The 21,231-nt window shown below is 64.6% G+C and carries 22 protein-coding genes; 6 read left to right on the top strand and 16 right to left on the bottom strand.

All coding sequences use genetic code 11. The features are described 5' to 3' along the window. Positions 1–19 precede the first annotated feature (19 nt). Positions 20–172 carry a hypothetical protein gene (locus tag I5R65_RS22115; RefSeq protein ID WP_180669559.1) on the top strand — a complete coding sequence of 51 codons (153 nt, stop codon included), beginning with the start codon at positions 20–22 and terminating at the stop codon, positions 170–172. Between the two features lie 274 nt (positions 173–446). On the opposite strand, the gene I5R65_RS22120 is transcribed toward I5R65_RS22115, so the two are convergent. After that, entirely contained in the window at positions 447–1,070 is a 624-nt protein-coding gene (locus I5R65_RS22120; protein ID WP_180669561.1) for a glutathione S-transferase family protein, read from the bottom strand. A 220-nt stretch (positions 1,071–1,290) separates the two neighbouring features. Between I5R65_RS22120 and I5R65_RS22125 the strand changes: the two genes are divergently transcribed. Then, on the top strand, positions 1,291–2,196 hold the full coding sequence (locus I5R65_RS22125; RefSeq protein WP_180669563.1) for a DMT family transporter: 906 nt from the start codon (positions 1,291–1,293) through the stop codon (positions 2,194–2,196). 112 nt (positions 2,197–2,308) lie between these two features. On the opposite strand, the gene I5R65_RS22130 is transcribed toward I5R65_RS22125, so the two are convergent. The 10 genes from I5R65_RS22130 to I5R65_RS22175 all read right to left on the bottom strand — a co-directional run bounded on the left by I5R65_RS22130 (position 2,309) and on the right by I5R65_RS22175 (position 10,898). Next, positions 2,309–3,229, bottom strand: coding sequence for an ornithine cyclodeaminase family protein (locus I5R65_RS22130; protein ID WP_180669565.1), 921 nt, complete (start codon positions 3,227–3,229; stop codon positions 2,309–2,311). A gap of 49 nt (positions 3,230–3,278) precedes the next feature. Beyond that, positions 3,279–4,217: a LysR family transcriptional regulator gene (locus I5R65_RS22135; protein WP_102662657.1), complete on the bottom strand. Its 939-nt coding sequence runs from the start codon at positions 4,215–4,217 to the stop codon at positions 3,279–3,281. Between the two features lie 258 nt (positions 4,218–4,475). After that, entirely contained in the window at positions 4,476–5,339 is an 864-nt protein-coding gene (locus tag I5R65_RS22140) for a cysteine hydrolase (protein ID WP_180669568.1), read from the bottom strand. A gap of 135 nt (positions 5,340–5,474) precedes the next feature. Continuing rightward, on the bottom strand, positions 5,475–5,699 hold the full coding sequence (locus I5R65_RS22145; RefSeq protein ID WP_006461205.1) for a hypothetical protein: 225 nt from the start codon (positions 5,697–5,699) through the stop codon (positions 5,475–5,477). A 134-nt stretch (positions 5,700–5,833) separates the two neighbouring features. Further along, entirely contained in the window at positions 5,834–6,094 is a 261-nt protein-coding gene (locus tag I5R65_RS22150) for a DUF4148 domain-containing protein (protein WP_180669570.1), read from the bottom strand. Positions 6,095–6,509: 415 nt separating this feature from the next. Further along, positions 6,510–6,713 (bottom strand): hypothetical protein, encoded by a 204-nt coding sequence (locus I5R65_RS22155; protein WP_180669572.1) that lies wholly within the window; start codon positions 6,711–6,713, stop codon positions 6,510–6,512. A 17-nt stretch (positions 6,714–6,730) separates the two neighbouring features. Beyond that, entirely contained in the window at positions 6,731–7,324 is a 594-nt protein-coding gene (locus I5R65_RS22160) for a low affinity iron permease family protein (protein ID WP_180669574.1), read from the bottom strand. A gap of 176 nt (positions 7,325–7,500) precedes the next feature. Next, positions 7,501–7,782: a hypothetical protein gene (locus I5R65_RS22165; RefSeq protein ID WP_180669576.1), complete on the bottom strand. Its 282-nt coding sequence runs from the start codon at positions 7,780–7,782 to the stop codon at positions 7,501–7,503. A gap of 341 nt (positions 7,783–8,123) precedes the next feature. Further along, entirely contained in the window at positions 8,124–10,631 is a 2,508-nt protein-coding gene (locus I5R65_RS22170; protein WP_180669578.1) for a DEAD/DEAH box helicase, read from the bottom strand. 87 nt (positions 10,632–10,718) lie between these two features. Further along, the gene (locus I5R65_RS22175) at positions 10,719–10,898 is read right to left on the bottom strand and encodes a metallothio multi-domain protein (protein ID WP_102662652.1); all 180 of its coding nucleotides are present in this window, start codon (positions 10,896–10,898) and stop codon (positions 10,719–10,721) included. Between the two features lie 188 nt (positions 10,899–11,086). On the opposite strand from I5R65_RS22175, the gene I5R65_RS22180 reads away from it, so the two are divergent. Continuing rightward, positions 11,087–11,617, top strand: coding sequence for a cysteine hydrolase family protein (locus I5R65_RS22180; protein WP_180669580.1), 531 nt, complete (start codon positions 11,087–11,089; stop codon positions 11,615–11,617). Positions 11,618–11,631: 14 nt separating this feature from the next. Here the strand turns inward: I5R65_RS22180 and I5R65_RS22185 are convergent, their stop codons facing one another. After that, positions 11,632–12,918 (bottom strand): FAD-binding oxidoreductase, encoded by a 1,287-nt coding sequence (locus I5R65_RS22185; RefSeq protein WP_180669582.1) that lies wholly within the window; start codon positions 12,916–12,918, stop codon positions 11,632–11,634. 169 nt (positions 12,919–13,087) lie between these two features. Between I5R65_RS22185 and I5R65_RS22190 the strand changes: the two genes are divergently transcribed. Together I5R65_RS22190 and I5R65_RS22195 are read left to right on the top strand one after the other, a co-directional pair. Beyond that, a complete protein-coding gene (locus tag I5R65_RS22190) occupies positions 13,088–13,474 on the top strand; it encodes a VOC family protein (RefSeq protein WP_180669584.1) in 387 nt (128 codons plus the stop codon). 120 nt (positions 13,475–13,594) lie between these two features. Beyond that, the gene (locus I5R65_RS22195; RefSeq protein ID WP_180669586.1) at positions 13,595–14,050 is read left to right on the top strand and encodes an SRPBCC family protein; all 456 of its coding nucleotides are present in this window, start codon (positions 13,595–13,597) and stop codon (positions 14,048–14,050) included. 10 nt (positions 14,051–14,060) lie between these two features. Here the strand turns inward: I5R65_RS22195 and I5R65_RS22200 are convergent, their stop codons facing one another. Continuing rightward, on the bottom strand, positions 14,061–15,743 hold the full coding sequence (locus I5R65_RS22200; RefSeq protein ID WP_180669588.1) for a phosphoethanolamine transferase: 1,683 nt from the start codon (positions 15,741–15,743) through the stop codon (positions 14,061–14,063). Between the two features lie 267 nt (positions 15,744–16,010). Between I5R65_RS22200 and I5R65_RS22205 the strand changes: the two genes are divergently transcribed. Continuing rightward, positions 16,011–16,649 (top strand): cysteine hydrolase family protein, encoded by a 639-nt coding sequence (locus I5R65_RS22205; RefSeq protein WP_180669590.1) that lies wholly within the window; start codon positions 16,011–16,013, stop codon positions 16,647–16,649. 59 nt (positions 16,650–16,708) lie between these two features. Here the strand turns inward: I5R65_RS22205 and I5R65_RS22210 are convergent, their stop codons facing one another. The 3 genes from I5R65_RS22210 to I5R65_RS22220 form a co-directional block, all read right to left on the bottom strand. Continuing rightward, complete coding sequence (locus I5R65_RS22210) at positions 16,709–18,280, bottom strand: methyl-accepting chemotaxis protein (protein ID WP_180669591.1); 1,572 nt, start codon at positions 18,278–18,280, stop codon at positions 16,709–16,711. Positions 18,281–18,453: 173 nt separating this feature from the next. Beyond that, positions 18,454–19,284: an amidohydrolase gene (locus tag I5R65_RS22215; RefSeq protein WP_180669594.1), complete on the bottom strand. Its 831-nt coding sequence runs from the start codon at positions 19,282–19,284 to the stop codon at positions 18,454–18,456. Further along, positions 19,281–20,522 (bottom strand): MFS transporter, encoded by a 1,242-nt coding sequence (locus I5R65_RS22220; protein ID WP_180669596.1) that lies wholly within the window; start codon positions 20,520–20,522, stop codon positions 19,281–19,283. Before I5R65_RS22220 ends, I5R65_RS22215 begins: the two co-directional genes overlap by 4 nt. Positions 20,523–21,231: the final 709 nt, after the last annotated feature.

A 21,231-nucleotide genomic window follows, 5' to 3' on the forward strand; every position in this document is an offset into this window, starting at 1 on the left:
TCGTCTTGAGGAGATCACCATGTTCACCACCTACCTGCTGACCGCCGTTCTTTCCGCATTGGCGACCGTCGCCTTTTCGTCCCTGGGCATCTATCTGTTTGCCGAGGCGAAATGGCAGCATCACCCGCTGGCGCGCAATATCCGCCTGCCGGGACAGCGTCTGCCGGTCTGACGTCGGTTTGCAATCAGGTGGAAGTGGATCTGGTGTTGCCCCTTGGTCTTTGACCAAGGGGCGTTTTTTTTGGTGAGGATGAAAAGCTGCGGGTCAGGAACTGTGTTCAGTAGAACAACAGACTCAGCAGCGGCACGCTGGCCAGCAGCAGGCAGCCCAGGAAGGCGGCGAGGAAGAGCAGTTTTTTCTTTCGGGTGGCCATGGTGGTCCTGCAAAGGGCAATGGGGGACGCGGTAAAAAAGCGCAAGGCCGCAGTGTACCGCGCCCGCCGCCTTCAGGCCATGCCGTTGCGGCCGTAGAGACGGAAGCCAGGGCGCTCGGTCAGACGCTCGAAATAGGCCGCCACAGCCGGTAGCGGCGCATGCTCGAAGGGCGTGCCGAACCAGCGGTTCACCGACAGGCCGACTGCAATGTCGGCCAGGGAGAAGTCCGGCCCGGCGACGTAGCCGCCGCTGTGCTGCAGCTGCTGTTCCAGCACCTGCATGAAACGGGTCCAGCCGGCGATGGAGGCCGCCACCTGTTGTGCGTCGCCATGGTCGGGCGACTTGCGGGCCAGGGCCATGAAGGCGTAGCTCCAGCTGCGGTTGAGGTCGCTGGCCTGCCAGTCCAGCCATTGGTCCACGCGGGCGCGCTCGCGTGGCGTACCCGGATAGAGTGCACTGCCGCCGTGTTGCGCGGCGAGGTAGCGCAGGATGCTATTGGATTCCCACAGCACGAAGCCATCATCGTCGATCACCGGCACCATGGCATTGGGATTCATGGCCACGAAGCCGGCTTCGCTGGTGGGGCGAAAGCCGGCGCCCCAGTCCTCCCGCTCGAAGGCAATGCCCAGTTCGGCACAGACCCACAGCACCTTGCGTACGTTGATGGAATTGTCGCGTCCGTAGATCCTCAGCATTGCTACTCTCCCTGTTGTCAATCTGTCCAAGCTTATCAGCATGGTGCGCGGGGCGACATGTACAGTTGCCCGGCCGTATCGCGGGCCACTGTTGCGGCATGCCAAGTGGCACGGTGCAAAGCACGCAACTGTACCGGGACGGACAAGGGCCGCTGGCCGTACAATCATCGTCCGACCGGTCCTTCATGGCGCTGCTCTCGCGGCGCAATGCCTTATTTCCATGTCCTCCTCCAATATCGCCAAATTGCTGTTGCTGGCCGCCATCTGGGGCACCAGCTTCATGCTCATGCGCATTGCCGCGCCCGTCTTCGGCCCCATGCTCACCACCTTTGGCCGCGCTTCGCTGGCCACGCTGTCGCTGCTGGCCTTTGCCCGCGTGCGCGGCGTGCCGCTGCAGTGGCGCCAGAACTGGCTGCCCTACCTGGTAATCGGCGTCTTCAATACCGCCCTGCCCTTCGCGCTGTTTGCCTGGTCGGCACTGCACATTCCCTCCTCCTACATGGCGACGATGAATTCGCTGGCGCCGGTGTTTACGGCCATGTTCGGTTTCCTGCTGATGGGTGAGCGACTGAGCCTGGTACGCAGCGCCGCCTTCGTGCTGGGCCTGGTGGGCGTGGCGGTGCTGGTGGGTATCGGTCCGGCGCCGGCCGATTTCCTGGTCATCGCCGGGGTGCTGGCGGCCATGGGTGCGGCGGTCAGCTATGGTTTCGCCGCCACCTTCACGCGCATGCGCGCCGGTGGCATCTCTCCCATCGCCATGGCGACCGGCAGCCAGTTCGCCGCCGCCCTGTGCCTGCTGCCGCTGGCCGCACCGTCGGTGCCGCATGCGCTGGAGGCCGGCACCGTGCCGGCGCTGCTGGCTGTACTGGTGCTGGGCGTGGTCTGTACCGGGATTGCCTATGCGCTGTTCTTCCAGCTGATCGCCGCCGAGGGCGCGACCAAGGCCATCACCGTCACCTTCCTGGTGCCGATGACGGCGTCGCTGTGGGCCTGGCTGCTGCTGGATGAACCCGTGACGCTGGGCACCGTGGCAGGGATCGCCATCGTGCTGGTGGCAACCGCCACGGCGCTGCGCGCCAAGCCGGCGGCCAGCGTCAAGCCGCCGCAGGCCAAGGCCACCGTCTGAGGACAGGCCGACGGCTGTGGACAAGACAAAGGCGCTGCAGATTCTGCAGCGCCTTTTTTCTGGTGCTTATTTTGCAAAAGTTAGTTTTCGGCAGTCGCCTGCCAGCCCCGGCTTACCAGCCGTAGCGGGCGCAGGCCTTGCGATAGGCCAGGCCGGCCAGGGCCACGTCTTCCAGGCCGATGCCAATGGCCTTGTAGATGACGATGTCCTCGGGCTTGCGCTGATAGGCCATGCTGCCGTCGACCGCCTGCGCCAGTTCCATCACCTCGGCCCAGTCGAACACGCCCGGCGCGCATTGCACCAGGTCGCCGGCTTCCTGCTGGGCCTGTGGTTTCCATTCGACGAACAGGGCGGCGGCGCGGCCGATGGCCACGTCATCCAGTTCACGTACATTGGCCTTGGAGGCACCCACCGCCGCCACAAAGGTGCCGGGGCGCAACAGCTGGCCGTCGAACAGGGGCGTGGCGGCGCGGGTCACCGTCACCAGCACGTCCGTCTGGGCGGCAGCCTCGTCGATGCCGACCGCACGCGCCGGCACGCCCAGGGTGCGGGTGACTTCCTCGGCCAGTTCCTGCTGGCCCGACTGGCCAGCGATCAGGACTTCCTTGAATGGACGGACCTGCAGCAGCGCCGGGATGTGCGAGCGCGCCTGCACGCCGGTGCCGATGACGGCCAGCACCTGGGCATCCGGCCGCGCCAGTGCATCACAGGCCACGGCGGTAGCCGCAGCGGTACGCAGGCCGGTCATGGTGTCACCCTCGATGGTGCACAACGGTGCCCCGGTCTCGGTGGAGAACAGCTGGATGACGAACTTGAACTGGCCCTTGATGGTGGTGTACACCTTGGCACCGGCGATGCCGGCCGCCGGAATGACGGCGCCCATCATCGACAGCATCACACCGTTGGAGGCGCTGGTGCGCACGCGCCCCTGGTGGGCGCCCTCGGCGGCATGGGCGAAGGCTTCGCGCATGGAGGCGATGGCGTCTTCGGTGGTCAGCAGTTCGCTGATCTGCTGGTTGGTGAGAAATTTCATCGGTAGATCCTTGTGATGTTCAGGCGTGGGAGGTTCGGGCAGGGCAGGCTCACTGCCCGCCGTGCTCGGACTTGAGGTAATTCCAGATGCGGTCGATGTCGGGGTTGGCGCCATCCAGGCGGCGGTAGGCGCGGATATCCATCTCTTCACACCACAGCCCCTGTTCCAGCGCCTCGCTGTCATTGGGCGCGATGGCCAGGGTCAGTTTGCCCTCGGCGATCTCGCGGGCCACTGCGCTGGCCGGCAGCCAGGCGATGCCGTGGCCTTCCACGGCCATGCTCTTCAAACCCTCGGCCAGGTCGGTCTCGAAGCGGCGGAACAGATGCACGCGGCGCGGGCTGGAATGCAGGGCCTTCTCGACGATGCGCGACAGCGACGAATACGGCGAATAGCTGAGGAAGGGTTGTGGATCATTGGGCGTGCCAGGCAGGACATATTTGGGCAGGCCGCTGGGCAGGGTTTTCACATAGGGGCGCAGTGGCTCCTTGCCCAGCGAGAGCACGGCGTAGCGCTCGGTATCGAGGGCGATGCCCTGCTGCCGGTGGTCGTAGCAGATCAGCAGGTCGCAGTTGCGCTCCACCAGCGCCATCACGGCGTCGTGGACGTTGCCGGCCATTACGGTAGTGGAGATGGCGCCGATCTTCTTTTCGATCTCGGAGAGCAGCTTGGGGAAGACCGTCAGCAGCAGCGTATGCGGCATGGCGAAACGCACCGCCGATTGCGCACCGGCCAACTGGCCGCGCAGCACCAGCCTGGCCTGCATGGACTGGTTCAGCATTTCCTTGGCGATGGGCACGAAGGACTCGCCTGCCGGGGTCAGGGTACAGGGGTAGGAAGAACGATCGAACAGTTCGGCGCCCAGCCAGGTTTCCAGCGAGCGGATGCGGCGTCCGAAGGCCGGTTGCGTGACATTGCGCAACTTGGCCGAACGGCTGAAGTTGAGCGTGTCGACCACCGACAGAAAGTCTTCCACCCATTTGATTTCCATGCTTGCCACCCCGTTGGCATGCCGCGCCGGATGGGCGGCATGGTGTTTGCGCGCGCGTGGCGCGGTGTGCGCCGCAAGCCATCGGCATTGCAAGCACCCTCTCCCTGGCGGCAACTATACCGAAACGGCACCATCGACGTCCCATGCCATTTTGGCATAAGTCGCGCCGGGCGTTCAGTTGCGGCCGATTGCAATCGATTGAGATCGATTGCGGTCGACTACGGAAGACGAGTCGCAGGCATGGACGGCGATTGCCGCTCAGGCGTTGGCTTGCAGTTCGGACAAGACCTGCTCGGCGCGGGCCAGACGTACGCCGGCCGTAGACATGGCCTGCAGGAATTGCTGGTAGTGCGCCTCGAAGCCGGTCACGGGACTCATGCAATCGGTGACCAGCACCAGGCGCATGCGAGCGGCCTCATCGAGCTGGGCCACGATGTGTTCGGTGGTGGCGCGCACGCAATGGCTGCCGGCCTCGCCGGTGATGTAGACGCGGTCAGCCTCGGCCAGGCGGGCGATGAAGCCATGGTTGAGCTGGGTGGCGGGATCGTCGGCATCGGGGACTTCGGCCATCACCGCCGAATAATGCTCGGTCCAGGGATTGCTGCCCTTGCCCAGCTTGGTGACCTGGCCCAGGTGCGCATCTTCCCAGCGGTTGTAGGCGGCCCGCACATCGGCATGCACGGCGGCGCCCCAACTGCCGATCTCGCAGTGGACCGGCCATATCATGAGACGGTAGCGGCCGGCTGCTTCCAGCGTATCCAGGTAGGCCAGGCTGCGTGCCAGTGCCTGCGGGTCGCGCGGTCGGTAGAGGCCGGCGCGCACCTGGGTCGCCTCGATCTGGGTGAAGGGTGCGACCGGCGCGCCGTCGCCGCTCTGCCAGAATGTGGGGTGGGCGATGTCGAGGCGGTGATGAGCGTCGAGGGTGATGCTGATGGCAGAGAGCCCGGCCCCGCCTTGGTCGATCAGCCCGGCCACGCGCTGCAGGTCGGCATGGCTGCCGGCCACGGGCAGCGCCGGACGTAGCACGTCGCCGTTGACCGGGTCAGCCGGCAGGTAGCTGGCGGGGAGATCGCAGAAATCGTTTTGCGGATCGATGACAAGCAGGTGGAAGTTGCGCTTCATGGGGGCTCCGGAGGGCGGCGGGCGGTTATTGTCCCCAGAGTGTAGAACACTGCGCGCCAGGCGGCAGCAGCAACGAAAACGGCGCGCCGTTTGAAGGCGCGCCGCTTTCGTCAATGGCGGGGTTGTGTGGGCCCCTCAGGCACAACAGTTACCGTCGATATGTTCACAGCGCTCCTGGCGCCGGGCTTCACGACGGTGGCGCACGCGTTGCGAGACGCGGTACACGGCGCGCTGGGTCAACATCATGGAGAGCGTGCTCAGGCTGAACTCTGCTGCAATCAGCAAACCGACCAGAGCGGCAAACTGCAGATAGATCCGTGGATAGAAGGACAGGCCACGCGAGAACACTTGCTGCAACATGATGATTTCCTCTTTGTTGTTGTACTTGCTCTAACTTGCTTTGGCGTCTTGCTTCAATCAGCCTGGCAGGCCAGCGAGGCGGGATGCACGGTCATCGGATGAATCAGGATGACCTTGCATCCGCATGCCCTGCATCAGGCACCAGCGTAGGTCGAAGCAGTGGCACGACCGGCGGTCTGCACTTCGCTCTTGGCGGGACCGTTGCTGATCACCGGGAAGACCGAGTCAGGCTGGTTGGCCAGGCCTTGTTGCTGGGCACGTGCCAGGTCGGCCTTGACTTCGGCACGGGTGGTGTGGGGAACGAAGGCTTGGTCAACCGGATACTGGGCTTCAGCGAAAGCGACGGACGAAGCGGACAGGGCCAGGACTGCTGCGATGATGGTCTTTGCGGACATGATGTTCTCCTTGGGTACAGTTAAGTTCAATCGGGTTAAATACAGTTTGGTGATGCACAGGCAATGTTGGGTACATGTTTCGGTGGAGCGAATGGGACACATGTGCCGCTCTCTAGAACTCCGTCGCCACCGCCTCGTTTGCGGCGTTGCGATGTCGTTCATCGATGGACTGAAGTCTACGCATGAGCGGCGCGGAGAAAAACCACGCCAGAGAGAATTGAGTGTTCCGTGATCTGGAACAATCGTCAGAGACTATCGAAGCGATAGGTAATAGTCGCAACAGTTTCCGCAGTCACGATAGTAGCGAGGGCCGCGCAGAGGACAGCGCCAGACCGCTGCATAGCACAGGCGGACTGGCACATGGCAGGCCAGGGGCCTGCAGGCAGGTGGAAGATATCGGGGAGAGGCGTCCGGACTAACGCCCGGAGCGATCCAGCTTCTGCTGTTCCAGCAGTTGTTCGGCCTCGGACAGGCCACCGGGCTTGAGCACCGTACGTCCCTTCCCAGGCGCGCCATCCAGTGGTGCAGGAACAGTTTCCTGCTCAGGGGTATGGCGCGGATCGGGATGATCCTCGAGGGCGTTATCGGGCTTGGTCGGATCGGCGGGATGCATGCTCATGATGGTCTCCTCATCGTTCAGGTCCACTGACGCTGGCTGGCGCGCAGCGGGCGGGTGTATTCCTCGTGCTGGCGTTGGGCCGGTCGCTCGCGCCTTTGCGCTGCGACGGCGGGTCGGGGCTGATCCTGGACGTCACCCGCGGAGGAAATCGTGCGCGCTACCGCGCCACGTCCCAGGGAGCGGCGCAGACGCTGGCGCACCGGGTCGTCAGGGTGCTCGCCCATGCGCGCGAATTCTTCCTTCAGGCGCGACAGTTCTTCGTCGGACAGGTCTTCGGCATCCATCATCTGCTTGCGGGTCCCTTTGACGGCGCGGATCAGTTCATCCAGCTTCAGCTGCGTCGCCTGGGCGTCGCGGTTCTGGGCGTTCTGGATCAGGAAGACCATCAGGAAGGTCACGATGGTGGTGCCGGTATTGATGAGCAGTTGCCAGGTGTCGGAATAGTCGAACATCGGGCCAGTGATGGCCCAGACCAGCACCACGCCGAGCGCCAGGACGAAGGTCCAGGAACTGCCCACCGCATGCGCGCAGGCTTCGCTGAAATGATGGAAGGTTTCGGAAAGACCGGCATCGGCAGGCGTGGCCGATCCGGGGTGCTTGGTGGCTTTCATGATGCGCTGTCTCCTCCCGCAATCTCCTTGTTGTTGCGGCAAGGGGGGCGGACTCAGGAGTGCAGACTGATGGCGCAGACCCATGCCGGGAATGGGAAAGAGTATCTCTGCGGTAGCCGCCCACTGCAAAGCAGACAAGCGCCATCCCTGCTGTAGGAAAGCAGGCAGCCCAGCGCTCAGGCCACGTTCTTGTAGGGAATTGGGCGGTCGGATTCTTCGGCCACGATCTGCATCTCACCGATGCGGTTGCGCAATTCCTCCCAGGGATGCAGGGGCAGGCCGTCGCGCGCATGCTCGGACTGCACGCGGATGGCCAGCTCCTCGACATCTTCGGCCACGCGTTCCTGCCAGCGTCGTTCCAGCGCGATGAACAGCACGATGGCCGCCACCAGCCCGCCCATGCACAGCGCAAGCGCGGCATAGATGGCGTACTGCATGATGGCGTCGATCCAGTCCATGTGCGGCCGGTCCTCGTGTGGATGGGTAGGTGAATACCGGGAATGGGCGAATCTTAGATGCGTAACTCAACGATGCCCATCAGGAAATGACTGAGTCGCCGTCCTGCCACAGGCCAAGCTCATCCGCAGGAACCGTCTCGACCGCCTGCCATGGTCGCGCTGGCACTGGCGCGTGGTCATTGCGCTGGGCGCATGCCTGGCCCTGCTGGCGGGTGCCTGTGCGCTGCGCTGGGCGGTGGATGCGGAACGGCGCACGCTGGAAGACGTGGCGGAGTGGAAGGACTGATCGCCCCGCAGGGCCGCTAGGCTAGGGCCTGTTCACATTTAACTACGAGTGCAGATTAAATGTGAACAGGCCCCAGTACCTTCTCGGCGATGCCCGCTCCAAGGGGCGCCAGCAAGGCCTGCAATTCTTCTTCGCCGAACTTGATGGTGGTGGTGTCATCCCGCCCCAGCATGCCTTCGGCCAGGGCCGACTTGCGCGCCTGCAGCTCCAGCAGGCGCTCTTCGATACTGCCCTCGATGACCAGCTTGTAGACGAACACCTGGCGCGTCTGACCCAGTCGATGGGCGCGGGCGATGGCCTGCTCTTCCACGGCCGGATTCCACCAGGGATCGACCAGTACCACGGTATCGGCAGCGGTCAGGTTCAGGCCCACGCCGCCGACCTTCAGGCTCACCAGCATGAGCGGCACCTGTTGTGCCTGGAAGCGTTCAATCACGGCCCCACGGGCGGCCGGTTCGGTGTCGCCGGTCAGCATCAGGCAGGGCAGCTGCAAGCCCTGCAGCTCGCTGTCGATGAGCCGCAGCATGCTGGTGAACTGCGAGAACACCAGGATGCGGCGCCCCTCGGCCACCAGCGCCGGCAGGGTATCGCGCAACCACTCGATCTTGGCGCGCTCCAGCCCCTGGGGCATGCGTCCCTGCTTGAGCAGATAGGGGTCGCAGCAGACCTGGCGCAGCTTCAACAGCGCATCCATCACGCTGACCTGCACACTGCCCAGGCCGCGTCGTTCCAGGGCGCGCCGCACCTGCTTGTCGGCGGCCACGCGCACGCTTTCGTAGAGCTCACGCTGGCGCCCCTGCAGTTGCAGGCGCTCCACGATCTCGATGCGGGCCGGCAATTCCTGCAGCACGTCTTCTTTGCGCCGGCGCAGGATGAAGGGGCGCACCCGCTGCGCCAGCAGTCGCGCGCGCACGGTCTGGCCCTGCTGTTCGATGGGCTTGCGCCACAGCCGCGCAAAGCTGCGCGCATCGCCGAGAAAGCCCGGCATCAGGAAATGGAACTGGCTCCACAGCTCACCCAGATGGTTTTCCAGCGGCGTGCCGGTCATGCAGAGGCGATGCCGGGCATGCAGTCGGCGCGCAGCGGCGGCGCTGCGGGCGCCGGCATTCTTGACGGTCTGGGCCTCGTCCAGCACGAGCAGATGAAAACGCAACGACAGCAGCGCATCAAGGTCGCGCCACAGCAGGGGATAGGTGGTCAGCACCAGATCGGCCCGGCCGGCGGCAATCGTGGCGACGTGGCGGGCGCGGTCGTCCCCGTGCAGCACCACCACGCGCAGTGCCGGCGCAATGCGCTGCGCCTCCTGCTGCCAGTTGAACAACAACGAGGTCGGTACCACCACCAGCGCCGGCAGATCCAGGCGAGCGGCCTGCTGCTCGATCAGCAGGTGCGCCAGCACCTGGGCGGTCTTGCCCAGGCCCATGTCATCGGCCAGGATGCCGGCCAGGCCGTGCTCACGCAGGTATTGCATCCAGGCCACGCCTTGCAGCTGGTAGCCGCGCAGGCGCAAACCCAGTCCATCGGGGGCCGCCACCGGCGCGACGCTACCGGCGGCGCGCAGGCGCTGCGCCAGTTGCAGCACGCCGGTCGCGCCGCTCATATACCAGGCCGGGCCGCCGTCCAGTGCCTGCAGCGCACCGTGCAGGCTGTCCAGGCGGTGTGCATCCCACGGGGTCAGGCGCAGCGGACCATCCTGGCGCTTGAGGTCGATCAGCAGATCGAGCAAGGCCAGCACCACCGCCTTGAGTGGACCGGCCATGGCATCGATGCGGCGCCCGCCGGGGGCGCGCAGGGAAATCACCGCATGCGGGTCCATGCGCTCGACCTGTTGCGCATCGGCCCAGCGCGGGTCGCGCCGCAGCAGGTCGGCCACCATCGGCGCCACATCCATGGATTGCCCATCGACGTCGATGCCGATGGAAAGCAACCAGCGGCCGGTCGGGTCGAGTCCATCGAAGACTTCGCTGGAAAAGGCACGCGGCAACAGAGGCGCGGCCACTTCGCGGCTGACGACTTCACCGGTATCGGGGCTGACGATGATGCGCCAGGCGCTCACCGGCACGCTCTCGTGGGCGAAGCCGGGGCGCAGGCGCAAGACCCAGCCCATCTGTTGCAGGCGCGGCGCCTGGTCGGCCCAGAAGTCGCCGAAGAATTCTTCCTGTACCAGCGTCCAGAGCGGGCCGGCGTCATGCAGGGGATTGCTGGCGCGCCATTGCAGGGCATCTTCGCGCAGGGGTAGGAGACCCATGTCGCGGATGGTCTCCAGCGCCTGTGCTTCAGCCTGGGGATCGCGCACGATATGGGCCGGCGTGTAGCCGGCTTCGTCCTCGGCGTGGCCTGTCGGGGCCGGGGTGCTCCAGCGCTGCGCCCCGTCGCCGTAGACCCAGTCGATCTGTGCCACCGTGACCAGGGCGCCGCGCGGCCCGAACAGGCCATGGGCACGCATGCCCAGCAGCCCCTCGCCACGGGTGAGGGACTGCAGGGTCAGGCGCGGATGGAAGGCACTGGGAGAAGGAGAAGGCGGACTGGGCATGCGGCCAAAGGATGTCGACAAAGCGGCCATTGTAGGGCGCTTCGTGGGCGAAGTGCAGGCGCGGGGAGCTGCTACGCGATGGGAGAGACGACGCGAGCCCGGAGGACCGAAGGCAGCTTACCTGGCCGGCGGAGTGATGCAGAAGTCCAGCATGCCGAAGGGCGTGCGCCCTTCACCGGTGGCCCATACCCACACCGCCCAGCACAACAGGCCGCACACCAGCAGCAGGGCCAGCACGATGTGCAGTCCGGAGGCTTTGCGCAAGACGTCTTCGACGCGGTCAAAGAGGGCGGTCATGGATGAGCTGGGGAATAAGGAAGCGGGACGAGGGGAGAAAAGTAACAACCAGCATTCTAGCCAAGGCCGAACGCCGATGTAATGGGACAAATTGACGCAGTGTCAGGCTGGCAATATCGGGAAACATTGACGCAGCCTGCTCTGTTACCCTAGAGCACTTCCCCCCCCAACCCACACACCTTCACGCCATGACTACCGCCCTGCTCATCATCGATGTCCAGCACGCCCTGTGCACCGGTCCCGACGCCGTCGTCAACGGCGAGCTCACCATCGCCAACATCAACCGGCTGTCGGAGAAAGCGCGTGCCGCCGGGCAGCCTGTGATCTTCGTGCAGCACGAGGACCAGGGTGCCTTGCTGCAGGGTAGCCCCGGTTGGCAACTGGCATCGGGCCTGCAGCGGCATGCGACGGATTTGGACGTGCGCAAGCGTGGTTCGGATGCCTTCCATCACACCGGGCTGGAAGCGCTGCTGCGCTCGCTGGGTGTGACGCAACTGGTGGTGTGCGGCATGCAGACCGAGTTCTGCGTGGAATCCACGGTGCGGCGCGCGCTGGCGCTGGGCTTTCCGGTGACGCTGGCGGCTGATGGCCACACTACCGCGCCCAACGGCGTGCTGTCGGTGGCCGATGTGGTGGCGCATCACCACGCCACGCTGTCCAACCTGGGGGCCTATGGCGTACGCACCACCATCACGCCGGTGGCCGAGATCGCCTTCTGATCGCGGTGACGCCCTCAGAAGCGCTGCGCGCTGAAGGGTGACAGGTCGATCTCCGGGGGCTGCCCGGTCAGCAGTTGGGCGACGATGCGACCGGTGCGGGCCGAGCAACCCAGTCCGATATGGCCGTGACCATAGGCATGGATGATGTCGCGGCTGGCACTGGCGTGGCCGATGCAGGGCATGCCATCGGGCGTACTGGGACGCCGGCCCAGCCAGAATTGCACATCCTCCGGGGCCAGCGTGCGGGGCAGGCCGGGGAAGAGCTTGAGGGCGATGTCGCGCATGATCTCGCCCCGGCGCCAGTCCGGCGCGGCCTCGAAGGAGGCGAATTCCACCTGGCCGGCGATGCGCAGCCCCGTTTCCATCTGGGTGGCGATGACCTTGAATTCGGACACCATCATCGGCGTGCGTGCGGTGGCCTGCAGTTGCTGGCCACGGATCACGGCGTGGTAACCACGCTCGCTCTCCAGTTGCACCCGGTCGCCCGCCTGCGCAGCCAGGGCCTTGGAGCGTGCACCGGCAGCGATCACGGCAGCATCGCAGGCGATCTCGCCCTGTTCGGTCAGCACCGCTTTCAGGCGCCCCTGCTCGACCCGGAAACCGCTGGCGCGACCGCTGATGCGGGTGGCGCCGCGTGCCAGCACATAGGCTTGCAGCGCCTGCATGTAGGCGCCAGGATTCTTGCAGTGACCGGCCTCGTCCACATGCACCGCGAAGCCGAAGGCCGGATCGAGATCGGGCTCGCGGCGACGCAGGCTCTCGCCTTCCAGCTCCTGCCAGGTGATGCCCAGTTCGCGCCGCACGCCCCAGCCGAAGGCGTCGTTGTCGAAGTGCCGGCGCGAGCGATAGACGTGCAAGACGCCCGTGGTATCGATCAGGTGGGCCACGCCGGCACGGCGCGCCACCTCCAGGTGCAGGTTGCGGGCATCGGCCACCAGCGTGCGCAGGGCGCGGGCCGTGCTGCGGATGCGCTCACGCCGGGCGCTGGCCAGGTTGCGCAGCAGCCAGGGCGTCAGACGGGGCAGGTAGCGCCAGCGGATCGACAACGGACCCAGCGGGTCCTTCAGGTAGCCCGGCACTTTTTTCCACATGCCCGGCTCCACCGGGGGGATCACCGAATGCGAGGACAGCCAGCCGGCATTGCCGTAGCTGGACGCTTCTTCGCTACCGGCCTCGTTGAAGTCCAGCAGGCTGACCTGCAGCCCCTCGTCCAGCGCATGGATGGCACTCATGAGGCCCACGGCACCGGTGCCGATGACGACGACGTGGCGGGGAAAGACGATTTCCGGGGTGATGGACATGGGCGGATGTGGCAAGCAAAGCAGCATGATACGAGAACTTGCCGACAGGCGTCATGCATGAACCGCCGGCCAGGATTGACCCGGTCCATTGACCCGACCACCGGCTCCCCCTAAGATCGGCATCCTGCATCCCTCTGCCACCATCCCTACCATCCACAGGAGAACGAGCATGATCGACCACACCGGTATCTTCGTCAGCGATTTCGAGAAGAGCAAGGCCTTCTACCAGGCGGCACTGGCCCCCATCGGTTACACCCTGGTCATGGAATTGTCGGCGGCGGTGACCGGCCATACGGATGTGGCGGGCTTTGGCGAGAACGGCAAACCCGACTTCTGGATCAGTCGCGGCACGCCCAACCAGCCGCCGCTGCATATCGCCTTCCGCGCCGAGACCCGTGCTCCGGTACAGGCCTTCCACGCAGCGGCACTGGCCCAGGGCGGGCGTGACAACGGCGGCCCCGGCATCCGCGCCCATTACCATCCGAATTACTACGGCGCCTTCGTCCTCGATCCGGACGGGCACAACATCGAAGTCGTCTGCCATTGCCCGGCCTGAAACAGACGCGGCACTGTCGCGCTTGACAGCATCACCGGAGCGGCGGAGGCTGGCATGCGCCGGCCCCGTTGCCGTCCTGCAGCCCGTCGCCATCCATCCGCCAGCCCAAGGAGACCCCGCATGAGCCAGCCCCATACCGTCAAGATCTTCCGCGTCCTGCGGGCCAAGCCGGAGCGCGTCTATCGCGCTTTTCTGGATCCCGATGCCATGGTGAAATGGCTGCCGCCCCATGGCTTCACCGGCAAGGTCCATCACATGGATGCGCGGGTAGGTGGCTCGCACAAGATGTCGTTCACCAATTTCAGCACGGGTCAATCGCACTCCTTTGGCGGCACCTATGTCGAGCTGGTGCCGCATGAGCGCATCGTCTATACCGACAAGTTCGATGATCCCAATCTGCCGGGGGAGATGAAGGTCACCATCAGCATCGCCGCCAACCTGGTGGGCAGCGAACTGACGGTGGTGCAGCAGGGCATACCGCCGACGATCCCGCTGGAATTCTGCTATGCAGGCTGGCAGGAATCGCTGCAGCTGCTGGCGCAACTGGTCGATCCGGAAATCCCGGACGGCGCCTGATTCCACCGCCTCACTGTCCCTGACCGGCCGCCTCGTTGTAGCGCAGCGTGCGCGGCTGGTAGGGCTGGCCGTTGATGCGCCGCAGCTGGTGGAAGTGGGCGCTGACGAAGCGCTCGCTGAGGATGTCGTGGCGGGCGTCGTAGTAGAGCGACTCCACCCCCAGCAGGCCGAGTACCGTGTGCTCCATCTGGTCGGTCTGGTAGGGACGGTATTCGAGCTGGGCCTTTTCCTCCGGGCTCTTGCCGATGAAGGAGCGGGTCCAGGCCAACATCGGGATTTCATAGCCGGTGGCATCGGCCACCGACTGCCCGGCGTGGTTGCGGGTGTGCCCGACCTCCTGCGCATGGTCGGAGCTGAAGAGCAGGCTGGCATTGTCTTCGCGCGCGTCGTTCATGGTCAGCCTGAGCATGCTGCCGACCACGTAGTCGTTGTAGGCCATGGCGTTGTCGTACTCGTTGCGCAGCTGCCGTATCCAGGCCGAGCGATCGGCGTTCTCCAGCCGTTCGGCCACGCTGTCGCGCAGGCTGTCGAAGCGAGCGTACTGGCTGGGGTAGCGCATGTCGTAGGTGGGATGGGCGCCCAGCAGGTGCACCACGATCAGCTTCTTCGGGGCCGGGTCCTGCAAGGCGGCTTCCAGGGCCGGCAAGAGGTTGCCGTCGAAATTGTTTTCCCCGCGCCCGGCCCCCTTGTTGATGAAGACCTGATGATCGGCGCGCCGCGAGACCAGTCCCAGCCAGCCGTCATTGGGTGGCTGATTGGATAGCCAGTGGATGCGGAAGCCGGCCTCGCGCGCCAGCATCAGCACGTCCGGCTTGCGGTTCCAGGCCTGCGGGTCGTTCAGGTCGGCCGGAGTCAGCATCTTCATCAGCGAGGCCATGGTGGCCGGCTCCGAGGAGACTACGTCACGGAACACGAGCAGATCCTTGCGCATGGCCTCCAGCGTGGGCGAGGTGGGACGCTCGTAACCATACAGCGACATGTTGGCACGGTTGAGACTCTCGCCGATGACCCACACCACGGTGTTGCGTTCGGGACCGCGATAGCGCACCTGCCACTCCGACTTCTGCGCCATGTTACGCGCCACGTTCTCTTCCATGTGGGCGGCCTGGGCCATCTGGTCGCGGTAGTCCAGGTAGCGGATGGGCCAGAACAGCAAGGGGTTTTCCTTGGCCATGGTGGGATTGAAATGCAGCGCGATGAAGATCGCCAGCAGGCCGCCGACACCGGACACCCCGCGCCAGCCCCAGGCCGGTGCCGGCTGCCCCGCCTCGCTCCGGCGCACGCGGCGCTCGGCCAGCCACAATGCACCCCACGTCAGCAACAGCAAACCCGCCGCCTCGCCCACGTCGCGCCCATTGTGGCGAAAGAATTCGCTGCTCTCGGCGGGATTGGTATTGAAGATGGCCTGCAGCACCAGTACCGGGTTGGGCCGCAGCCCGAAGTAGTCGCGCAGGAAACCCTTGATGGCGGCATCCAGCAAGAACAGGCCGATGATGCACAGGCTGGCCGCCGAGAACCAGCCCGGCCGACGCCGCAGAGCGGGAAAGACCAGGCACAGGCCGGCGATGCCCGGCAAGGCCGTGGCCATGAGCACGCTGCTCTTGGCCAGCTCGTTGGCGCTGATGCGACCCAGCGCCCAGAACACCGCCAGGCCGATCAGGCCCAGCAACAGTCGTTTGAGCAATTTGTTCAATGCTGTCTTTCCGCCGCCCAGTCGGCAAATGGCTGTCATCGGGAAATGGATTGCGGCGCCGGCGCTCCCCTGCGCCCAGTCACCGGTGCTGCTTGTGGCGTCCTTTACGTCCTTCAGTTTGTTCAGGCCTCACATGCGCGGCATGCGCGATAGGACAAGCTCAGCGATAATTCGTTTCCAGGGCGCGAGGATAACATTGCACAACAGGAACCCGCGTCCGGTGCGGACTTGCCACTCTACCGAATTCCCCCTTTCGAAAGGAACACCATGCGCATCCTCTCCCCTATCCTCTGCGCCGCGTTCATCGGTCTGTCGGCCTGCATGGCCGCCCTGTCGCCGGCCTCGGCCCAGGGCGTCTATGACGACTGGTCCTCGGTCAAGGCGCCGGCTGCGCCGGCACTTTCGCACATCACCGTGGACCCGTCCACCACCGCCCTGCTGGTCCTGGACCTGGCGCGCCAGACCTGCCATCCCGATACCCGTCCGCGCTGCGTGGCCATGCTGCCACGGGTGGCCAAGATGCTGGCGCTGGCGCGCGAGAAGAAGATCACCGTGATCCATACCCTGGGGGGCGCCAGCACGCCGGCCGATGTCTGGCCCGAGGCGGCCATGCAGGCGGGTGAACCGCTGTTCAAGTCCGGTCCCGACAAGTTCCTCAATACCGATCTGGAAAAGACCTTGCGTGACAAGGGCATCAAGACCGTCATCTGCATCGGTGCTGCAGCCCATGGGGCGGTACTGCATACGGCCTCCAGCGCGGCGCTGCGCGGCTTCGACGTGGTGGTGCCGGTTGACCTGATGGCCTCCGACACCCCCTATGCCGAGCAATATACGGCCTGGCACCTGGTCAATGCGCCGCGCCTGGGCGAACGCGTGAAGCTGACCCAACTGAGCTGGATCAACTAGGCGAAAAAAATCCCGTCCGGCAGGGCCGTGACGGGATGGCAGCGGGACGGCCGTGCGGCTTATGCCGACAGCAGCACGCGCTCGTTGCCGCGCAGGCGGAAACGTCCCACCAGGCCAGCCAGCTGGTCGGTCTGGTCGCGCAGGGAATGGGCGGCAGCGGCTGCCTCTTCCACCAGCGCGGCATTCTGCTGCGTGCCTTCATCCATCTGCGTGACGGCATGGTTGATCTCGTCGATGCCGCGACTCTGCTCCCGGCTGGCCACCGCGATCTCGTTCATCAGGGTCGCCACCCGGGCCACCGAATCGACGATCTCGTGCATGGTCTTGCCGGCCTGGTCGACCAGGTTGGCGCCGGTCGCCACCTGCTGCACCGATCCTTCGATCAGTTCCTTGATCTCACGTGCTGCCGCGGCCGAGCGCTGCGCCAGGCTGCGCACTTCGGTGGCTACCACGGCGAAGCCGCGTCCCTGTTCGCCGGCACGGGCCGCTTCCACCGCCGCATTGAGCGCCAGGATATTGGTCTGGAAGGCGATGCCGTCGATCACGCCGATGATGTCGGCAATGCGCGAGGAACCCAGGCGGATCTCACCCATGGTCTGCACGACGCGGTCGACCACCGCGCCACCCTCGCTGGCCAGACGTGAGGACGTTGCCACCAGCTCGTTGGCCTGATGCGCGTGGTCGGCGTTCTGGCGCACGGTGGAGGTCAGTTCTTCCATGGCCGAGGCGGTCTCTTCCAGACTGGAAGCCTGCGACTCTGTGCGCGATGAGAGGTCGGCATTGCCGCTGGCGATTTCGCCGGAGGCGGTATTGATGATGGCGATACTGCGATGCACCTCGCCCACCATCGTGCCCAGGCTCTCGGTCATGTGGTTCAGCGCCAGCATCAGCTGGCCGGTCTCGTCACGGCCGTGCACCTTGACCTGGCCGGTCAGGTCATTGTCGGCCACGCGACGTGCCAGTTGCAGGGCCTCGACCAGGGGACCCGCCACCACCCGGGCGATGGTCACGGCCAGTATCAGGCCGATCAGGATGCCGGCGGCCAGCACGCCGATGATCCAGTTCTGCGAGGTGTTGTAGACGCGGTCAGCCTCGGTGTTGGCGACTTCCTTTTGTTCGATGTTGGCCAGGCGCAGGGTAGCGAATTGCTTTTCGATGGCGCGATAGGCCTTCAGCGAGTCACCCTTGGTCAGGGCCAGCGCCTCTTCCTTGTGATTGTCATGGGACAGCGCGATGATCTTCTTGTGCTCGACCAGATAGGCGGCCAGGGTCTTGCTGAGCTGGTCGAATGTGCTGGCCTGCTCCGGGGTGAGGTCGAGCTTGCGGTATTGCGCTTCCAGGCTGCTGAATTCCTGGTAGCGGTCGGCCAGCGCCTTTTCCAGCGTGGCCATGGTTTCCTGGTTGCCCAGGATGTGCTGGAACTCGGTGGAGCGCACCCGCACCAGCGTGCGTTCCAGCATCAGGCTGATGCGTATGCTGGGTTCCCACTTGTGGGCGATTTCGGTGGCCGTGTCATTGACCTTGTCCATCTGAACCAGCGAGAAGATGCCAAGCGCCGTCATCAGCCCCAGCACCGTGACGAAGGAGAGCAACAGCTTGGTTGCGATCTTCCTGTCCATGAACCATTTCATTGTGATATCCCTTTTCTGTCCAACCCCACCCATCGGTCACGGAGAAAATCCGAAGGCCTGAGAAGATTGGCTTTTCGATATTTCCTCTTGCGCAAAGCAAAAGGACCCAGCCCGTGTTACGGACTGGGTCCTGGAGACGCCGCCCGACCGGCCGGCCCTCCATGTCGGCAGACTCAGGCGAAGTCGAACAACTGCGCCGCTGTCTGGCCGGTGATGAGGCGACGGTCCTGCTCATCGCTCACCAGATCCTCGAATCGCCGCCAGCTGTCGGCATAGTCGGTCATGCTCTCATGCTGGGTATGCGGCCAGTCGCTGCCCCAGAGCAGGCGCTCCGGTCCCAGATGCTGGCGCAGCAGCGGCCAGGCCTGGCGGGCAAAATGCGCGCCGCCCTCACTGCCGCCATTGCGGTACTGCGCCGACAACTTCACCCACACCTGGCGCGAGGCACCGGTGGAGAGCAGATAACGGAAACCCGGATCGTCCACGCCCAGGGCCGGATCGACCCGGCCGAAATGATCCACCACGACCTTCATGCCCAGTGCCAGCAAGGGCTCCAGCACCCGCGGCAGGTCCACCGCCTCGCGATGGATCTCGACCTGCCAGCCCAGTAGCGCGATATGCCGCAGGGTGTCGCGCCAGGCGCCCTTGAAATCCGGCAGCGGTGCGCCCCCCACCAGATTGAAACGCACGCCGACCACGCCGCCTTGCTGCAAGGCCAGCAGGGCTTGCTCGTCGATATCGGGCTCGACCATGGCGATGCCGCGCAGTCGGTCCGGTGCACGGGCGATGGCCTGCAGCATGTAGCTGTTGTCGCTGCCCAGGAAACTCGGCTGCACCAGCACGCCGTGACTCATGCCCTGCGCATCCAGCCGGGCCAGGTATTCGTCGACGGTGATGTCGTAGGCCGGGGTGTAGCGACGGCCATCGGCCATCGGCAGGCCACGCGCAAACACGTGCGCGTGGGTGTCGATACGCAAGCCGGGGGTGCTGACCGCTATGCTCATGCTGCCGTTTCCATGCTGCGTCCCTTGGTTTCCGGCAGCATCAGCACGGCCACCACCACCAGCGAATAGGCGATGGCGGCATCGATGCCGATGGCCTGGCCCAGCGGCATCGAATCACTCATGTGACCCACCAGCACCGGGAAGCCGGCCGAGGCCACGCGGCCGAAGTTGTAGCAGAAGCCCACCCCGGTGCCACGGATGCCGCTCGGATACAACTCGTTGAACAGCGCACCCAGGCTGGCCGGAATACCGGCTGCAAAGAAGCCCAGCGGGAAACCGCAGATCAGCATCTGCGTGTCGGTCAGAGGCAGGAAGATGTAGCACAGCACGGTCAGCACGCAGCAGATGGCGAACGAAGCCACGGTGCGGCGGCGACCGATGCGGTCCAGCAATTGCGAACTGGCGATGCAACCACACCAGAAGGCGATGATGATGACCGCCAGGTAGCCTCCGGTGGAGAGCACCGACAGGTGCTTCTCGGTCTTGAGGTAGGTCGGCAACCAGGTCATCAGCGCGTAGTAACCACCATGGGCGCCCACGCCCAGCAGGCTGCCGATGAGAGTCAGGCGCAGCACGTCGGGGCGGAAGATGCCCAGCAGGGTGCTGGCCGCAGGCTTGCCGGCAGCGGCCTTGCGACCTGCCAGGAAGGCATCGGTTTCCGGCACCGAACGACGCACGTAGACCACCAGCAGCGCCGGCAGCAGGCCGATGACGAACATCACGCGCCAGGCCATTTCCTGCGGCAGCAGCGAGAACAGCACCGAGAACAGCAGCACCGCGCCGCCCCAGCCCACGGCCCAGGCGCTTTGCACCGTGCCCATGGCCTTGCCGCGATGTTCGGCACGGATGGTCTCGGCCATCAGCACGGCGCCGGCGGCCCATTCACCGCCAAAGCCGAAACCTTGCAAGGCCTTCAACACCAGCAGCTGCGGATAGCTCTGGGCAAAGGCGCTCAGGAAGGTGAACAGCGAAAACCAGATGATGGTGATCTGCAGCGTCTTCACGCGGCCATAGCGGTCCGACATGGCCCCGGCAAACCAGCCGCCGATGGCCGAGGCCACCAGCGTGGCGCCGCTGATCAGGCCGGCATCGGCCTTGCTGAGGGAAAAGGCCGCGATCAGCGCCGGAATGGCCAGGCTGAACATCTGCACGTCCAGCGCATCCAGCGCCCATCCGCTGAAGCAGGCCCAGAAGGTCTTGCGTTCCTTGGCAGTCACCTGCCGATACCATGAAAACATTGTCTCGTCCTCTAAGCTGAAGGCGCGCAACCGGTGCAAGCCCTTCCCGGCATTGGCTGGGGAGGCAAGAACGGAAGCGCGAAGCTGATTGAATTATCTCGTTGATTACTCATATAGACATATATATGAGTTGGCGTAAGATAACACAGGCAAGTGGCCTCAACAATCCTCATCGGCGCGTGGTGGTATTCCTCAGAGTTAAGAGAAAATTTCATCAAAATTTGGCACTAATTGAGAGGAATTGTGAATGAGTGTCGAAAGTCCACCCAATCCTACTCATCACAACGAGCGGGTGAACGGACGGATAACCGTGGCCCTAGCGGAGTTATTCGGCACTGGTATATCTGCAATCGCAGCTCGGTCAGGGAAATCTCTCACCGGCCGGAGATATCACGCAATACGACCCGTCGTTACATCGGATCCGTACCGATCCAGCACTCCCAGTTCCCAGGTATTCTTCAAGTGCTCTATTCGACGCAAAAGCAATTGCCTCTCGCGACCCCGCTCACCCACAACTGATTTCGTCAATTTAAGGGCTCATAATTAATTCCAGACAATTGAACTTCGAAGTAATCTCTTCGAGTGTTGAATTGCATCGAAAACTGACCCACTTAAGCCAGAAATTTGCATCCTAAGTTGACCCATGTTTAGACCACAATCCTGCTCAAGACAGCGAGCGGGAGAACGGAGTGATAAACGTGGCCCTACT

The sequence above is a fragment of the Herbaspirillum sp. AP02 genome (genome assembly GCF_015767275.1).
GTDB lineage: Bacteria > Pseudomonadota > Gammaproteobacteria > Burkholderiales > Burkholderiaceae_D > Herbaspirillum.

What these genes read in the sequence shown, in the direction of transcription:
- I5R65_RS22115 (WP_180669559.1), top strand. Translation starts at nt 20, where the DNA reads ATGTTCACCACCTACCTGCTGACCGCCGTTCTTTCCGCATTGGCGACC.
- I5R65_RS22120 (WP_180669561.1), bottom strand. Translation starts at nt 1,070, where the DNA reads ATGCTGAGGATCTACGGACGCGACAATTCCATCAACGTACGCAAGGTG.
- I5R65_RS22125 (WP_180669563.1), top strand. Translation starts at nt 1,291, where the DNA reads ATGTCCTCCTCCAATATCGCCAAATTGCTGTTGCTGGCCGCCATCTGG.
- I5R65_RS22130 (WP_180669565.1), bottom strand. Translation starts at nt 3,229, where the DNA reads ATGAAATTTCTCACCAACCAGCAGATCAGCGAACTGCTGACCACCGAA.
- I5R65_RS22135 (WP_102662657.1), bottom strand. Translation starts at nt 4,217, where the DNA reads ATGGAAATCAAATGGGTGGAAGACTTTCTGTCGGTGGTCGACACGCTC.
- I5R65_RS22140 (WP_180669568.1), bottom strand. Translation starts at nt 5,339, where the DNA reads ATGAAGCGCAACTTCCACCTGCTTGTCATCGATCCGCAAAACGATTTC.
- I5R65_RS22145 (WP_006461205.1), bottom strand. Translation starts at nt 5,699, where the DNA reads ATGTTGCAGCAAGTGTTCTCGCGTGGCCTGTCCTTCTATCCACGGATC.
- I5R65_RS22150 (WP_180669570.1), bottom strand. Translation starts at nt 6,094, where the DNA reads ATGTCCGCAAAGACCATCATCGCAGCAGTCCTGGCCCTGTCCGCTTCG.
- I5R65_RS22155 (WP_180669572.1), bottom strand. Translation starts at nt 6,713, where the DNA reads ATGAGCATGCATCCCGCCGATCCGACCAAGCCCGATAACGCCCTCGAG.
- I5R65_RS22160 (WP_180669574.1), bottom strand. Translation starts at nt 7,324, where the DNA reads ATGAAAGCCACCAAGCACCCCGGATCGGCCACGCCTGCCGATGCCGGT.
- I5R65_RS22165 (WP_180669576.1), bottom strand. Translation starts at nt 7,782, where the DNA reads ATGGACTGGATCGACGCCATCATGCAGTACGCCATCTATGCCGCGCTT.
- I5R65_RS22170 (WP_180669578.1), bottom strand. Translation starts at nt 10,631, where the DNA reads ATGGCCGCTTTGTCGACATCCTTTGGCCGCATGCCCAGTCCGCCTTCT.
- I5R65_RS22175 (WP_102662652.1), bottom strand. Translation starts at nt 10,898, where the DNA reads ATGACCGCCCTCTTTGACCGCGTCGAAGACGTCTTGCGCAAAGCCTCC.
- I5R65_RS22180 (WP_180669580.1), top strand. Translation starts at nt 11,087, where the DNA reads ATGACTACCGCCCTGCTCATCATCGATGTCCAGCACGCCCTGTGCACC.
- I5R65_RS22185 (WP_180669582.1), bottom strand. Translation starts at nt 12,918, where the DNA reads ATGTCCATCACCCCGGAAATCGTCTTTCCCCGCCACGTCGTCGTCATC.
- I5R65_RS22190 (WP_180669584.1), top strand. Translation starts at nt 13,088, where the DNA reads ATGATCGACCACACCGGTATCTTCGTCAGCGATTTCGAGAAGAGCAAG.
- I5R65_RS22195 (WP_180669586.1), top strand. Translation starts at nt 13,595, where the DNA reads ATGAGCCAGCCCCATACCGTCAAGATCTTCCGCGTCCTGCGGGCCAAG.
- I5R65_RS22205 (WP_180669590.1), top strand. Translation starts at nt 16,011, where the DNA reads ATGCGCATCCTCTCCCCTATCCTCTGCGCCGCGTTCATCGGTCTGTCG.
- I5R65_RS22210 (WP_180669591.1), bottom strand. Translation starts at nt 18,280, where the DNA reads ATGAAATGGTTCATGGACAGGAAGATCGCAACCAAGCTGTTGCTCTCC.
- I5R65_RS22215 (WP_180669594.1), bottom strand. Translation starts at nt 19,284, where the DNA reads ATGAGCATAGCGGTCAGCACCCCCGGCTTGCGTATCGACACCCACGCG.
- I5R65_RS22220 (WP_180669596.1), bottom strand. Translation starts at nt 20,522, where the DNA reads ATGTTTTCATGGTATCGGCAGGTGACTGCCAAGGAACGCAAGACCTTC.